The sequence below is a fragment of the Paraburkholderia sp. CNPSo 3272 genome (assembly GCF_024206495.1).
Lineage (GTDB): Bacteria > Pseudomonadota > Gammaproteobacteria > Burkholderiales > Burkholderiaceae > Paraburkholderia.
The window spans coordinates 327,608-341,662 of record NZ_JAMBPQ010000006.1 but is presented as its reverse complement, the minus strand read 5'-3'; the positions used below and the strand labels follow the sequence as shown (position 1 = coordinate 341,662).

At 68.4% G+C, this 14,055-nt stretch carries 10 protein-coding genes; 7 read left to right on the top strand and 3 right to left on the bottom strand.

Annotated elements, in window-relative coordinates; all coding sequences use genetic code 11:
* Positions 1-327: 327 nt before the first annotated feature.
* A complete protein-coding gene (locus M3I53_RS11000; protein ID WP_254315963.1) occupies positions 328-3,909 on the top strand; it encodes an indolepyruvate ferredoxin oxidoreductase family protein in 3,582 nt (1,193 codons plus the stop codon).
* Between the two features lie 15 nt (positions 3,910-3,924).
* Here M3I53_RS11000 and M3I53_RS10995 read toward each other — a convergent pair whose 3' ends face one another.
* From M3I53_RS10995 to M3I53_RS10985, 3 genes are all read right to left on the bottom strand, one after another.
* The gene (locus tag M3I53_RS10995; RefSeq protein WP_254315962.1) at positions 3,925-4,683 is read right to left on the bottom strand and encodes a glycosyltransferase family 2 protein; all 759 of its coding nucleotides are present in this window, start codon (positions 4,681-4,683) and stop codon (positions 3,925-3,927) included.
* Between the two features lie 240 nt (positions 4,684-4,923).
* Entirely contained in the window at positions 4,924-5,640 is a 717-nt protein-coding gene (gene fabG / locus M3I53_RS10990) for a 3-oxoacyl-ACP reductase FabG (RefSeq protein WP_254315961.1), read from the bottom strand.
* A gap of 72 nt (positions 5,641-5,712) precedes the next feature.
* Positions 5,713-5,973, bottom strand: a complete 261-nt coding sequence (locus M3I53_RS10985; protein WP_254315981.1) for a phosphopantetheine-binding protein — start codon at positions 5,971-5,973, stop codon at positions 5,713-5,715.
* A gap of 527 nt (positions 5,974-6,500) precedes the next feature.
* Here M3I53_RS10985 and M3I53_RS10980 point away from each other — a divergent pair.
* From M3I53_RS10980 to M3I53_RS10955, 6 genes are all read left to right on the top strand, one after another.
* The gene (locus tag M3I53_RS10980; RefSeq protein ID WP_254315960.1) at positions 6,501-7,157 is read left to right on the top strand and encodes a hypothetical protein; all 657 of its coding nucleotides are present in this window, start codon (positions 6,501-6,503) and stop codon (positions 7,155-7,157) included.
* Positions 7,158-7,228: 71 nt separating this feature from the next.
* Positions 7,229-8,968, top strand: coding sequence for an AMP-binding protein (locus M3I53_RS10975; protein WP_254315980.1), 1,740 nt, complete (start codon positions 7,229-7,231; stop codon positions 8,966-8,968).
* A complete protein-coding gene (locus tag M3I53_RS10970; RefSeq protein ID WP_254315959.1) occupies positions 8,965-9,993 on the top strand; it encodes an acyl-CoA synthetase in 1,029 nt (342 codons plus the stop codon). The genes M3I53_RS10975 and M3I53_RS10970 overlap by 4 nt, the downstream gene beginning before the upstream one ends.
* On the top strand, positions 9,990-10,643 hold the full coding sequence (locus M3I53_RS10965) for an outer membrane lipoprotein carrier protein LolA (RefSeq protein ID WP_375542494.1): 654 nt from the start codon (positions 9,990-9,992) through the stop codon (positions 10,641-10,643). The genes M3I53_RS10970 and M3I53_RS10965 overlap by 4 nt, the downstream gene beginning before the upstream one ends.
* Positions 10,643-13,195, top strand: coding sequence for an MMPL family transporter (locus tag M3I53_RS10960; protein ID WP_254315958.1), 2,553 nt, complete (start codon positions 10,643-10,645; stop codon positions 13,193-13,195). The genes M3I53_RS10965 and M3I53_RS10960 overlap by 1 nt, the downstream gene beginning before the upstream one ends.
* Positions 13,192-14,052: a polysaccharide deacetylase family protein gene (locus tag M3I53_RS10955; RefSeq protein ID WP_254315957.1), complete on the top strand. Its 861-nt coding sequence runs from the start codon at positions 13,192-13,194 to the stop codon at positions 14,050-14,052. The genes M3I53_RS10960 and M3I53_RS10955 overlap by 4 nt, the downstream gene beginning before the upstream one ends.
* The last annotated feature ends 3 nt before the right edge of the window (positions 14,053-14,055 follow it).

Here is a 14,055-nt window from a genome sequence, read left to right as displayed (position 1 = left end):
GGGCGGTGGCGACTCGGGGGCTCGAGACGCAGCCGCTGATCAGCAGGGTTGCGGCCAGGGTTCCGAACAAGACAGATGCAGATGGCAGGGCGCGTGGTTTCGCGTGCAAGCGGGACTCCGGAATGAGTGGTTGCTGGTCCCGTGTGTTAACGGCAAATGCCCGAGGGGCTTGAGCAAGCGCCGCTCGATGCACGGTTTTCTCTGCGCGTAGCCATCCGTTTTTCGCATACCAGCGTTTTCAATTTGTGATTTTACGATGGCATATCGGCTTCCTATACTCGGCCGGAAAACGTACCGATGAAGTCCGATTCCGGAGACAGCCCCGCCATGAACGCCCCAGACCGTGCCGCCGTAGACGCTGCATCGCTAGCCGCATCCGTTTCGCTCGACGATAAATACACGCTGGAGAAGGGCCGCGTATACATCAGCGGCACCCAGGCGCTGGTGCGCCTGCCCATGCTGCAAAAGGCGCGCGACCGCAAGGCCGGCCTGAACACCGCGGGCTTCGTCTCCGGCTATCGCGGCTCGCCGCTCGGCGCGCTCGACCAGTCGCTCTGGAAGGCGAAAAAGCATCTCCAGGCCCACGACGTCGTGTTCCAGCCCGGCGTGAACGAAGACCTCGCCGCCACCGCCGTGTGGGGCACGCAGCAGATCAATCTCTGGCCCGGCGCGCAGCGCGACGGCGTGTTCGGCATGTGGTACGGCAAGGGCCCCGGCGTCGACCGCACCGGCGACGTGTTCAAGCACGCCAACTCCGCGGGCAGCGACGCGCGCGGCGGCGTGCTCGTGCTCGCGGGCGACGACCATGCGGCGAAGTCGTCGTCGGTCGCGCACCAGTCCGAGCACGCGCTCATCGCGGCGGGCATTCCCGTGCTCTATCCCGCGAACGTGCAGGAATATCTCGACTACGGTTTGCACGGCTGGGCCATGAGCCGTTACTCGGGCCTTTGGGTCGCCATGAAGTGCGTGACCGACGTGATCGAGTCGACCGCGTCGATCGACCTCGACCCGGATCGCGTGGAGATCGTCACGCCCGCCGACTACACGATGCCCGAAGGCGGCCTCAATATCCGCTGGCCCGACACGCCGCTCGCCCAGGAAGCGCGGCTGCTCGACGAGAAGTGGTACGCCGCGCTCGCATACGTGCGAGCGAACCGCCTGAACCGCGTAGTGATCGATTCGCCGCGCGCGCGCTTTGGCATCATGACCGCGGGCAAGGCGTATCTCGACGTGCGCCAGGCGCTCACCGACCTCGGCCTCGACGACGAAACCTGCGCGCAGATCGGCGTGCGCGTGCTCAAGGTGGGCTGTGTGTGGCCGCTCGACGCGCAGGACGCGCGCGGCTTCGCCACCGGTCTCGAAGAAATTCTCGTGGTGGAGGAAAAGCGCCAGATTCTCGAATATGCGCTCAAGGAAGAGCTCTACAACTGGCGCGAAGACGTGCGCCCCAAGATCTACGGCAAATTCGACGAGCGCGACAACGAAGGCGGCGAATGGTCGGTGCCGCGCGGCAACTGGCTGCTGCCCGCGCACTACGAACTCTCGCCCGCGCTGATCGCCAAGGCCATTGCGCGGCGTCTCGCGCGCGCCGACGTGCCCGAGGAAGTTCGCGCGCGCATGCTCGCGCGGGTGGCGATCATCGAGGCGAAGGAACGCGAGGCAGCGAAGCCGCGCGTGACGGTGGAGCGCAAGCCGTGGTTCTGCTCGGGCTGCCCGCACAACACCTCGACGAACGTGCCCGAAGGCTCGCGCGCGCTGGCGGGCATCGGCTGCCACTACATGTCGATGTGGATGGACCGCAAGACCGAAACCTTCAGCCAGATGGGCGGCGAGGGCGTGGCGTGGCTCGGCCAGATGCACTTCTCGGGCGACAAGCACGTGTTCGTGAATCTCGGCGACGGCACCTACTTTCACTCAGGACTGCTGGCGATTCGCGCGGCCATCGCATCGAATGCCAACATCACCTACAAGATTCTCTACAACGACGCGGTGGCGATGACGGGCGGCCAGCCCGTGGACGGCGTGCTCACCGTGCCGCAGATCGCGCATCAGGTGCATGCCGAAGGCGCGAAGCGCATCGTCATCGTCACGGACGAGCCGCAAAAATACGGCGCCAATATCGTTTTGCCGACGGGCGTGGATGTTCATCATCGCGACCAGCTCGATAGCGTGCAGCGGACATTGCGCGAAATCGCGGGCACCACGGTGCTGATCTACGACCAGACCTGCGCCACCGAAAAGCGCCGTCGCCGCAAGCGCGGCGCCTATCCCGACCCGGCGCGCCGCGCGTTCATCAACGACGCCGTGTGCGAGGGCTGCGGCGACTGCTCGGTGCAATCGAACTGCCTTTCCGTCGAGCCGCTCGATACGCCGCTCGGCACGAAGCGCAAGATCAACCAGTCGTCGTGCAACAAGGACTTCTCGTGCGTGAAGGGCTTTTGCCCGAGCTTCGTGACGGCCGAGGGCGCGCAGTTGCGCAAGCCGCGCGCGGCAAACGTGTCCAGCGCCGCCTCGATCGATTTCGACGCGTTGCCCATGCCGGAGCTCCCGCAACTGGAGAAGCCTTACGGCATCCTCGTGACGGGCGTCGGCGGTACGGGTGTCGTGACCATCGGCGGCTTGATAGGCATGGCCGCGCATCTTGCGGGCAAGGGCGTGACCGTGCTCGACATGGCCGGGCTCGCGCAAAAGGGCGGCGCCGTGCTGAGCCACGTGCAGGTGGCGGCGACGCCCGCCGCCTTGCACGCCACGCGCATCGCCACGGGCGAGGCGCGCCTCGTGATCGGCTGCGACGCGATCGTCTCCGCTTCGGGTGACGTGCTATCGCGCACCCAGCATGGCGTGACGGTCGCGGCAATCAACAGCGGCGCGACGCCGACAGCGGAATTCGTCAAGAATCCGAAGTGGACGTTCCCGGGCGCGCAAACCGAGGACGAACTGCGCGCGAGCATCGGCGAGGGCTGTGCGTTCGTGGACGCCAATGCGCTCGCGCTGGCCTTGCTCGGCGACACGATCTACAGCAACCCGCTGCTGCTGGGCTATGCGTGGCAAAAGGGCTGGCTACCGCTCGAACTCGCGCATCTTCGTCGCGCGATCGAACTCAACGCCGTGGCCGTGGAGAAGAACCAGCAGGCGTTCAACTGGGGCCGCTACGTCGCGCATCATGGCGAGGCGGTCGTGCGCACACTCACCAAAGCGCCGGCACAGCCGCAAGCCGTCGTTCTGCACATGCCCGAATCGCTCGAGAAGGTGATTGCCGCGCGCGAAGCGTTGCTCACCGCATATCAGAACAGCGCCTATGCTGAGCAATATCGCCGCGTGGTCGAGCGCATTCGTGAGAAAGAGACGGCGCTTGGCGGCGGCGACGCGAAGCTGCCGCTCACGCGCGCCGTGGCCGTGAATCTCGCCAGGCTCATGGCTTACAAGGACGAGTACGAGGTCGCGCGTCTGTATGCCGATCCTGCGTATCTGCAGAAGCTGCGCGAGCAGTTCGAAGGCGAGCCGGGACGCGACTACAAGCTGAACTTCTGGCTCGCGCCGCCGTTGTTCGCGAAGCGCGACGAGCACGGTCATCTCGTGAAGCGCCGTTTCGGTCCTTGGGTGCTGCCGGTGTTGCGCACGCTGGCTCGCATGAAGGGGCTGCGCGGCACGGCGTTCGACGTGTTCGGCAAGACCGGAGAGCGTCGCGACGAACGCCGCTCGATTGCGCAATACGTGGCGCTCGTGGACGAATTCTGCGCGAGCCTCGACGCCCAGCGCATGCCCGTCGCGCTGCAGCTGGCGGCGCTGCCCGACGAGATTCGCGGCTTCGGCCACGTCAAGGCGCGCAATCTCGCTGCGGCCGGCAAAAAGCAGGAGCGCTTGCTGGCCGACTATCGCACGAGCGCTACGCAGCGCGCCACGGCGTAGCGAGCCAATAAGCGATCAGGGAAGCAGGCGCTTGCCGAGCAAGCGGGGCAGGCGCAGCGCGAACCCGCTCACGAGCCGCAGATGCATGCCCGCGAGCAGCAGGTTGTCGCGCACGTAATTGAAATGCGAAACGCCGCCTTCATCGGCGCCGAAGTAGCGCACCGGCGCCTCGATCTGGATGGGCTGCACGCCGGCCCAGCACAGGCGCACGGCGGCTTCGGGATCGAAGTCGAAGCGGCGCATCCACGTCTGGCGGTGCATGATCGCCTTCAGTGGCGCGATCGGGTACACGCGAAAGCCGTACAGCGAGTCGCCAATGCCGGCCCACAGCGTCTCGAAGTCGGCGAAGAGGTTCGACAGGCGTCGTCCCTGCACGCGCAGTTGCGGCGCGCTCGCGTCGAACTTCGGCCGGCCCAGCACCATGGCTTCGGGCGCGGCCTGCGAGGCGGCCATGAATTCGGGGATCAGCGCGGCGGGGTGCTGGCCGTCGGAGTCCATTGTCAGCACGTGCGTGAATCCGCGCGCCGCGGCGGCTTCGAGCCCCGCGAGCACCGCGCCGCCCTTGCCCCGGTTGGCGGGCAGCACCATGACGTGCAGGCCGGGGTCGTCGTTGGCCATGGCCTGCAGGCGCGCGGCGCTGCCGTCCGTGCTGCCGTCCACCACGACCCACACGGGGTTCCATTGCGCGCGTGCGCCGCGCACGGTCTCGTCGAGCTTGGCGCCCGGGTTGTAGCTCGGGATCAGGACGAGATGCGTGGACGAAGGCGTGGCCATGGCAGCGGCTGCCTCTGCAGCGTGAGACCCTGAAAAAATTTTAGGTCGCGTCGCCGTGCGCGCATAACCGCCTGGGCGAAGGTCCGGCGCATCGTGCGCGGGCGCTTCGTATCCGGATGCTTCGGCGCTCGCGCCCGTGCTTGTGCCGGGCGCGGAGCGCGACTGCCGCTTTGCGTCGAAGGGTTGCACAGACACTCGTATTTCCTCAGAGGATGCAGCGGCGAAAAACGCGCCGCGTGTTCAGGCCAGGCCGCCGTTGATCGAGAGCACTTGCCCTGTCACGTAGGCGGCCGCGTCGGACACCAGGTACGCCACCATGCCCGCGACTTCCGCGGGCTGGCCGGCGCGCTGCGCGGGCACGAGCTGCTTGATGCGCTCGGCGGGAAACGCGTGCTCCGCCATCGGCGTTTCGATGATGCCGGGCGCCACGGCGTTCACGGTGATGCCGCGCGAAGCCAGCTCCAGCGAGAGCGATTTCGTCGCGCCGATCAGCCCGGCTTTCGCGGCCGCGTAGTTCGCCTGGCCGCGATTGCCCATCACGCCCGCGAGCGAGGCGATGTTGACGATGCGCCCGCGGCGCGTGCGGATCATCGGCATGAGAAGCGGCTGGGTCACGTTGAAAAAGCCGTTGAGCGAGACGTCGATCACGCGGCGCCATTGCTCCCGGCGCATGCCGACCAATGGCGCGTCGTCGTGTATGCCCGCGTTGTTCACCAGAATCTGCACGGGCGCGTCTTCCACGAGCCGTGCGAGCGCGGCTTCGGCCGCGTCGGCGTCGGTCACATCGAAGGCGATGGCGTGCGCGCTGCCGCCGGCCGCGACGATGCGCTGCGCGACGGCCTCGGCCTCGGCCAGACGCCGGTTCGCGTGCACCCAGACCTCGTGGCCCGCCTGCGCGAGCGCAACGCTGATGGCCTGGCCTAGTGCGCCGCTGCCGCCAGTGACGAGTGCACGCATGGGTTCTCCTCCCTCAATTCTGGCCAGGTCCTGGCCAGCGCCGGCAGTCATGGCACCGCGCGCCGCGCACGATCAGCGCACGCGGTGCGCCGCGACGTAGGCGGCCAGCGTGCCGAGCGTCGCGAAGATCTTCTCGTTTTCCGGATTGTCCGAGCGTAACTCGAAGCCGTACTTCTTCGAGATCAGCAGCGCAATTTCCAGAATGTCGATCGAGTCGAGCCCGAAGCCTTCGCCGTAGAGCGGAGTGTCGGCGCCCACTTCGTCGAGCGAGACATCTTCGAGATTCAGCTCTTTCACGATCTGCGTGGCGAGCTCTTGTTCCAGTGCGTTCATCATGCGTGGGCTCTCCGGGCGTGCGGGCCGAAAGCGCCGGCCACCCGTTTTTAGGGTTCGTTTGATGTAAAAGTTACCAGGATTCTAAGTGAAGGGTATCGGTGCGTATACCGTGCTCCCAGCCGAAAGGGTTACAGAGGGTCGGTGCCAAGCGCCGCGCTTTTTTGCGATCGGAACGCGCGAGACGCTTGCACGGCTTCGGGCCTGTCTGGATCGGACAAAAAACCCGCCTAACGCGATTCCGAACATTCAGTTACAAACCGGCATCCGGCAGGACAGGTGATCGGGTCCCGCCAATCTTAAAATGTGCGTGCCTGAACACGCTTGCAAAAAACCGGCCCGATACTTGCGTTTCTTAAGAGGATTCGGGGCGCTTGCCTTACCCTACGATTCACTTACGAGTCCATTTGCGATATTTGCCAGATGCCCTCTTTGCTTAGCCAGACCGCCCTGGGTCGCACCGGGGCCGACCGCCCGCCGGCGCCCTGCGCACGGCCCTCTGGCGCGCGCGTGCGCGGAGGCGGGCGGTGAGCGCCGTGGCCGCGGCGGCGCGCGCTGCCCTCGGAGTGACGGCCGTGGCCGCCTGGCAAATCGGCGCGCACTACGCGGTCGCGACGCCCGGCGCGCACGGCTTCGGCCTGGCCATGGCGCTCGTGCCCCCGCTCGCGATCGCGCTGGCCGCCGCCGCGCGTTCGCCGCGCCGGGCGTGGCTGCTGCCGCTGTGGACGCTCGTGGTGCTCACGGTGTGGTTCATGCGCACGCCGCTTGCTTGGCACTTTGAGTGGGGACTGTATCTGGAGCATGTGAGCTTCAACCTCGCGATGGCGTTGCTGTTCGGGCGCACGCTCGCGGCGGGTCGCGTGCCGCTTTGCACGCAGTTCGCGTCGATGATCCACGGCGGCGCGCTGACGCCGTCCGTCGCGCGCTATACGCGCCAGATCACGCTCGCATGGACGGTTTTTTTCGTCGCGATTGCCGGCGTTTCGACGCTGATGTTCGCGGTTGCACCGATCGTCGCGTGGTCGACGTTCGCCAACTATCTGGCGTTGCCGCTCGTGGCGGTGATGTTCGTCGCCGAGCACGCATGCCGGCGTTTCGTGCTGCCTGGCGAGGCGAATGCCGGCATGCTCGACGCGATCCGCGCATACCGGCAGACGACCCAGGCGCACGCGGAGCACTCCTGATCATGGATGCCGCTCGCCAGCCTGAATCAAAGCAGGGAACAACAACGCAGGAATCCGTATTGACTGAAGTTATGCAGACTCATCCGCTCGTTTTTCATACGTCGCCCGACCAGGTCATTGCCTGGCGCGACGGTGCGCCTGTCACGGTCCGCGCGTTCCTCGCCGATGTCACGCGTGTGGCCGCGGCGCTGCCGGCGGGCGGCCACGTGTTCAACGTCTGCCGCGACCGCTACCGCTTCACGGTGGGCCTGTGCGCGGCGTTCGTGTCCGGCCGCATCAGCCTGCTGCCGTCCACGCAGACGCCGGAGACGGTGCGCCAGCTCGCCTCGTTCGCCCCCGATGCGTTCTGCCTCCACGACGCGCCCGATTGCGCTATCGACCTGCCGCGTTTCGCGTATCCCGAAGCCCCGCAGGAAGCAGACGAGCACGCGCCCTTCGTCGTCCCGCGGATCGACGCTTCGCGCGTCGTGGCCTACGTGTTCACCTCGGGCTCCACCGGCGCGCCGGTGCCGCATCCCAAGACGTGGGGCGTGCTGGTGGCCGGCGTGCGCGCGTCGGCCGAGCGGCACGGCCTGCTGGCCGCGCCCGACTGCACCATCGTCGGCACCGTGCCGCCGCAGCACATGTACGGCTTCGAAGTGACCGTGCTGCTCCCGCTGATCGGCGGCTTCGCGTTCAGCAACCGGCTGCCGTTCTATCCCGTCGATATCCGCGACGAACTCGAAGCCGTGCCGCACCCGCGCGTGCTCGTGACTTCGCCGATCCATCTGCGCGCGCTGCTCGCCACCGATCACGCGCTACCGGCGGCCGAGCTGGTCCTCTCCGCCACCGCGCCGCTCTCGGAAAAGCTCGCGCTCGAAGCGGAAACGCGCCTGAGGGCGCCCCTCGTCGAAATTTACGGCAGCACCGAAACCGGCCAGATCGCGACGCGCCGCACCGCGAAGGGCGCAACGTGGCAGCTGTTCCCGAAGATTCGCTTCGAAGCGCGCGAAAGCGCGGCCCAGGACGACGAAGGCCCGACGATGTGGGTATCGGGCGGCCACGTGGAAGAGCCGGTGCCGATGGGCGACGCCATCGAACTGCTCGACGCGCAGCGTTTCCTGCTGCACGGGCGCAAGGCGGACCTCGTCAACATCGCGGGCAAGCGGACCTCGCTCGCCTACCTCAACCATCAGCTCAACGCGATTCCGGGCGTGGTGGACGGTGTGTTCTTCATGCCCGCGCACCTGGAGCACGATGCGCGCACGGGCCACGACGTCGTGCAGCGTCTCGTCGCGCTCGTGGTCGCGCCGACGCTTGCGCTCGCCGATCTGCAGCGCGCGCTGCGCGAGCGCATCGATCGCGCGTTTCTGCCGCGTCCGCTCCTGTTCGTCGATTCCCTGCCGCGCAACGACACCGGCAAGCTGCCGCATGACGTGCTCGCGGCGTTCGTCGCGCGGCAGATGCGCGGCGGCCTCGCGCCGGCCGCGCAGAAAGCGGGCGATGCTTTGGCCAAACCGGCGTCCGCGCTTTCGTTCACGATTCCCGCCGATCATCCCGCGCTGCCTGGCCACTTCCCGGGACACCCGATCGTGCCCGGCGTCGTGCTGCTCGATCACGCCATCGACGCGATCGGCGACGCGCTGAACCGGCCGTTCACCACGTTCAAGCTCAGCACCGCGAAATTTCTGAGCCCGGCCGCGCCCGGTGAAACGCTGGACCTCGCCTGGGACGCGGCGGCGAGCGGCGCGATCCGCTTCACGCTGCGCGCGGGCGCGCGCGATGTCGCGAGCGGCGTCATCAGCGACGAAAAAAACGGAGCGCAGCCATGACGAAGCGCACCGACTGGGCGAACCAGCAGGAGCGCAGCAACACGCTGCTCCTGCGCATCATGACGTGGCTCTCGCTGCGCCTCGGCCGCCGCGCGGGCCGCGTGCTGCTGCATTTGATCGCGCTGTATTTCGTGCTGTTTTCGCCGCGCGCGTGCGCGTCCTCGCGCGACTACCTGCGCCGCGTGCTGGGCCGTCCCGCGAACTGGCGCGACGTGTACCGCCACGTGTTCACGTTCGCCTCGACGATCCACGACCGCATCTATCTGGCGAACGCGCGCTTCGACATGTTCGATATCCGCCCGCACGGCCATACGCTCGTGGACGAGACGCTCGCCAAGGGGCGCGGCGTGTTCCTGATGGGCGCGCACCTCGGCAGCTTTGAGATCGTGCGTGCGCTCGGCCGCACGCGGCCCGACCTGCGCGTGGTGGTGACGATGTACGAAGAGAACGCGCAGAAGATCAATGCGACGCTCGCTGCCGTGAATCCCGCGGCGAAGCCCGAAGTGATAGGGCTCGGCCAGGTCGGCTCGATGCTGAAGGTGCACGAGCGTCTCGACCAGAACTGCATGGTCGGTATGCTCGCGGACCGCACGCTGCTCGCCGGCGACGCCGCCACCATGCGCCGCATGGCGTTTCTCGGCGAGCCGGCGGCGTTCCCGCTCGGGCCGCTCTACATGGCCGCGATGCTCAAACGCCCGGTGCTCTTCATGACGGGCCTGTATCGCGGCGGCAATCGCTACGACGTGCACTTCGAAACGCTGGCGGACTTCACCGATGTGCCGCGCGAGTCGCGCCAGCGCGCCATCGACGCGGCGCTCGTGCGTTACGTTACGCTGCTCGACCGTTATTGCCGCATGGCGCCGTACAACTGGTTCAACTACTACGACTTCTGGCAGGGCGGCAGGCAAGGCGCGATGGTTGGCGCACCGGCATCGGCAACTGCGGCGCCGGCGCCGGCCCCGCTGCGCCGCCGCGAGGCGCGCCCCCATGCCGAGCTTCCCGTGCACGAGGTGACCGACGCATGAGCGCGAACCGCCGTTGCGCAACCTTGCGCGCGCGCAGCCTGCGTGCGCTGGCGAGCGCTGCTTTCATCGCCGCTTCCGTCATGACGGCGGCCGCGCCTGCCGTGCCGGCACAGGCCGCCGAAAGCGCGCAGCCCGCCTGGACGCTCGACCGCCTGATGTCCACGCTCGCGCAGCGCAAGTCCGGCCGCGCGAGCTTCACCGAGACGAAGTACCTCTCGATCGCCACGCAGCCCGTCGAGTCGTCGGGCGAACTCGTGTTCGTCGCGCCCGATCATCTGGAAAAGATCACGCAGAACCCGAAGCCCGAGCACCTCGTGGTGGACGGCGACATGCTCACCGTGCAGCGCGAGAACCACAAATACACGCTGGCGCTCGCGCGCTATCCGGAGCTGGGCGCGTTCATCGAGAGCATCCGTGCGACGCTCGCGGGCAACCGCTTCGCGCTGGAGCAGGTGTACAAAGTCGCGCTCACGGGCGAGGGCGACGACTGGACGCTCACGCTCACGCCGCTCGACTCGCGCATGCGCAAGGTGGTGAACACGATCACGATAGACGGCACGCGCGACGCGATGCGCAGCGTCGCGATCCAGCAGGCAGACGGCGATCATTCGGTGATGCGCCTGCACGCCCTTTCCGCGGACGCGAACTGATGGACCCGCGCGCCCATCCGGTCCTTGCGCGCGGCTTCGCGCTCGTGCAGCGCCGCGCCGTTGCGGTGTGGCTGCTGTGCCTCGTCGCGTGCGCGGTGGCGATCGGGCGCGCGAACTTCACCGCCGATCTCTCGGCGTTTCTGCCGCGCTCGCCGAGCCCCACGCAGCAAGTGCTCGTCGATCAACTGCGCGACGGTCTGGCCTCCCGGCTCATTCTGATCGGCATCGACGGCGGCTACGAGAGTACGCGCGCGGAGCTTTCGCGCCGCGTGGCGGCGAGCTTGCGCGCCGACCCGCAATTCGTGGCAATTCACAACGGCTCGGGCCAGAACGACGCGCGCGACGAGCAGTTCATGTTCGCGCACCGCTATGTGCTGAGCCCCGCGGTCACGCCGCAACACTTCACGGAACAGGGGCTGCACGAGGCGCTGGGCGAGAGCCTCGATCTGCTGACTTCGTCGGCGGGCCTCGTTGCCAAGGACCTGCTGCCGCGCGACCCGACGGGCGAAGTGGCGGCGATGGTCGGCCAGCTCGATAGCGCGGCGCAGCCTGCGAGCCGCGGCGGCGTCTGGGCCTCGCGCGACGGCCGGCGCGCCGTGCTCGTGGCGCAAACGGCGGCCGCCGGCTCCGATACCGACGCCCAGTCCCACGCCATCGACGCCGTGCGCGCCGCCTTTGCCGCCGCCACGCGCACCTTGCCAAATGCTTCGGCCTACCAGGTATCGCTGACGGGGCCGGGCGTGTTCGGGGTCGCCACGCGCGACGCGATTCGCCACGACGTGGAACGCCTCTCCGCGCTGAGCCTCGTGCTGATCGTCGCACTGCTGCTCACGCTGTACCGTTCGCCGCGCACGCTTGGGCTCGGGCTCTTGCCGGTGTTCTCGGGCGTGGCGGCGGGCATTGCCACGGTTTCGCTCGTGTTCGGCACGGTGCATGGCTTGACGCTCGGCTTCGGCACGACACTGATGGGCGAGGCGGTGGACTACTCGATCTATCTGTTCGTGCAGTCGTCGCAGGACGGCCCCCGCGGTGGACCGCAGGGCCGCGAGACGATGCGCGCATGGCTCGCCGCTTACTGGCCGACCGTCCGCCTTGGCGTACTGACCTCGGTGTGCGGCTTCGCGACGATGCTGTTCTCGGGCTTCCCCGGCCTCGTGCAACTCGGGCTGTATTCGATCGCGGGCCTCGTGAGCGCCGCGCTTGTCACGCGTTTCGTGCTGCCGCAACTGAGCGGCGGCGCAGTCGCGATTCGCGACGTGTCGCGCATCGGGGCGGCGCTCGCGCGCCTGGCGCATGCCGCGCCGCGCCTGCGCTGGCCGCTCGCGGCGCTCGTGCTCGCCGCGCTGGCGTCGCTCTGGCTGCATCGCGACGATCTCTGGAGCCGCGAGCTTGCCTCCTTGAGCCCCGTGCCCGCCGCGAGCCAGGCGCTCGACACACGCTTGCGCGCGGACGTGGGCGCGCCCGACGTGCGCTATCTCGTGGTGATTCCGGCCGCGAGCGAGCAGGCCGCGCTCGAGGGCGCGGAGAAAGTCGGCGCGCAGTTGCAGCCGCTCGTCGAGCGTGGCGTGCTGGGTGGCTTCGAGAGCCCCGCGCGCTACCTGCCGAGCGACGCCACCCAGCGTGCGCGCCTCGCGAGCCTGCCCGGCAAGGACGTGCTCGCGGTGCGCCTGCAGGAGGCGATCAGGAACCAGCCGGTGGACGTGAGGCCTGACGCCTTCACGCCGTTCCTCGCCGACGTCGAGGCGGCGCGCAAGGCGCCGCTCGTCACGCGCGCGGATCTCAAGGGCACGTCGATGGCGCTCGCCGTCGATGCGCTCCTGACCCAGCGCGACGGCCAGTGGAGCGCCATGCTCGCCTTGCGCGCGCCGCGCCATTCACAAAACGCACAGGCCGCGCAGGCCGTGAATACGCCGAGCCTCGACGCCAGCCTGGTAAGCGACGCCGTCGCCCGCGCGAACGTGCCGGGCGCGCTGTTCGTCGATATGAAGGCCGAAGCCGACCGAATGTACGTCGACTACGTGCACGAAGACATTCGTCTGTCGCTCGCGGGTTTCGTCGTCATCGTCGTGCTGCTGGCGTTCGCGCTGCGCTCCTTCGCGCGCGCGGCGCGTGCGCTCGCGCCGCTCGTCGCGGCGGTGCTGGTCGTGGCGGCGGGATTCGCGCTGGCGGGCGTGTCGCTCACCATCCTGCACCTCGTCGGCATGCTGCTCATCGTCGCGGTGGGTTCGAACTATGCGCTCTTCTTCTGCAAGCGCGACGACGAAGCGGGCATCGCGCCGCGCACGCTCGTCTCGCTGCTCGTCGCCAATCTCGCGACGGTAGCGGGCTTCGGGCTGCTCTCGCTGTCTCATGTGCCGCTGCTCGAAACGTTCGGGCTGACGGTTGGGCCGGGCGCGATGCTCGCGCTCGTATTCGCGGCGATTCTCGCGCCGCCCCTCGTACGCAGCAGCGCCGAGGCGCGCGTGGCCGCCGATACCCCAGAGCAGCAGCGGCCGGCGCGCCCGCGCACCGAACGCGCACAGATGACCCACCCGCACGGAGGCCGCGCATGAACTCGGCTTCGTTGCCCGCTGCGCGTGTGACGCCCGCGTCCGCCACGGCGCGCCGCTGGAAGCCGTCGCCGTTCATTGGCGGCGCGGCGGCGCTGCATGCGGCGGCCGCCGCCGCCGTGGTCGCGCAGCCGCACGCGTGGCCGTGGGCCGCGGGCAGCGTTGTGGCGTCGCATCTCGCGCTCATCGCCGCGGGCCTGTGGCCGCGCTGCGCGTTGCTCGGCCCGAACTGGACGCGCCTGCCCGAACACGCGGGGCAGCGCATCGCGCTCACCATCGACGATGGTCCGGACCCCGAAGTGACTCCGCGCGTGCTCGATCTGCTGGACCGTTTCGATGCACGCGCAACGTTCTTCTGCATCGGCGAACTGGCGGAAGACTACCCGCATCTGGTCGAAGCGATCGCGGCGCGCGGCCATGCCGTCGAGAACCATAGCCAGAGCCATCGGCATACGTTTTCGCTCTCGGGGCCGCGCGTGATGAAGCGCGAGATCGAGGCGGCGCAGCGCACGCTGACCGAAATCGCAGGGACGCCGCCGCGCTTTTTCCGCGCACCGGCGGGCCTGCGCAATCCGTTCCTCGAGCCGGTGCTGTGCGGCCTCGGCCTGCACCTCGCGAGCTGGACGCGGCGCGGCTTCGACACCTGCGCGAAAGAGGCCGGCACGGTCACGCACCGCCTGCTCGATGGCCTCGCTGCGCGCGATATCCTGCTCGTGCACGACGGCCACGCGGCGCGCGACGCGCGCGGCAAGCCGCTCGTGCTCGACGTGCTGCCGCCGCTCCTGCGCGCCGCCGCCGAACGCCAGCTGCAGTGGACCACACTGCGCGCGTGCCTCGACGGCGAAGCCGGTCAACCCTGATTC

What these genes read in the sequence shown, in the direction of transcription:
- M3I53_RS11000 (WP_254315963.1), top strand. Translation starts at nt 328, where the DNA reads ATGAACGCCCCAGACCGTGCCGCCGTAGACGCTGCATCGCTAGCCGCA.
- M3I53_RS10995 (WP_254315962.1), bottom strand. Translation starts at nt 4,683, where the DNA reads ATGGCCACGCCTTCGTCCACGCATCTCGTCCTGATCCCGAGCTACAAC.
- fabG (WP_254315961.1), bottom strand. Translation starts at nt 5,640, where the DNA reads ATGCGTGCACTCGTCACTGGCGGCAGCGGCGCACTAGGCCAGGCCATC.
- M3I53_RS10985 (WP_254315981.1), bottom strand. Translation starts at nt 5,973, where the DNA reads ATGAACGCACTGGAACAAGAGCTCGCCACGCAGATCGTGAAAGAGCTG.
- M3I53_RS10975 (WP_254315980.1), top strand. Translation starts at nt 7,229, where the DNA reads ATGCAGACTCATCCGCTCGTTTTTCATACGTCGCCCGACCAGGTCATT.
- M3I53_RS10970 (WP_254315959.1), top strand. Translation starts at nt 8,965, where the DNA reads ATGACGAAGCGCACCGACTGGGCGAACCAGCAGGAGCGCAGCAACACG.
- M3I53_RS10965 (WP_375542494.1), top strand. Translation starts at nt 9,990, where the DNA reads ATGAGCGCGAACCGCCGTTGCGCAACCTTGCGCGCGCGCAGCCTGCGT.
- M3I53_RS10960 (WP_254315958.1), top strand. Translation starts at nt 10,643, where the DNA reads ATGGACCCGCGCGCCCATCCGGTCCTTGCGCGCGGCTTCGCGCTCGTG.
- M3I53_RS10955 (WP_254315957.1), top strand. Translation starts at nt 13,192, where the DNA reads ATGAACTCGGCTTCGTTGCCCGCTGCGCGTGTGACGCCCGCGTCCGCC.